Origin of the sequence: Pseudomonas viridiflava (assembly GCF_900602065.1) — a bacterium.
GTDB lineage: Bacteria > Pseudomonadota > Gammaproteobacteria > Pseudomonadales > Pseudomonadaceae > Aquipseudomonas.
This window is the reverse complement of record NZ_UWFN01000239.1, coordinates 1-333: the sequence shown is the minus strand read 5'-3', so window position 1 is coordinate 333 and position 333 is coordinate 1. Positions and strand designations below refer to the sequence as shown.

Genomic DNA, 333 nt, shown 5'->3' with positions numbered 1-333 from the left:
ACGTTACCGAGCAACGTGCTTTCGAGCGCGTGCGCAGCGAGTTCGTGCTGCGCGCCTCGCACGAACTGCGTACGCCGGTCACGGGCATGCACATGGCATTTGGTCTGCTGCAGGAGAGGCTGCATTTTGCGCCTGAATCCCGCGAAGCGGACCTGCTCAATACAGTCACCGAAGAAATGCAGCGCCTGATGCAGCTCATCAACGACCTGCTGAATTTTTCGCGTTATCAGAATGGCCTGCAGAAGCTCAAGCTGGCGCCTTGCTCCATCGAAGCGCTCCTGGAGGAGGCCAAGGCGCGCTTCGAAGAACAGGCTCAGGAGCAGGGCATCGTCC

General features: G+C 59.8%; 1 protein-coding gene. It reads left to right on the top strand.

Annotation, left to right across the window (positions count from 1 at the left end):
- Positions 1-333: histidine kinase dimerization/phospho-acceptor domain-containing protein (locus EE949_RS13020; RefSeq protein WP_277423367.1), on the top strand; the 333-nt coding region annotated here is incomplete at both ends.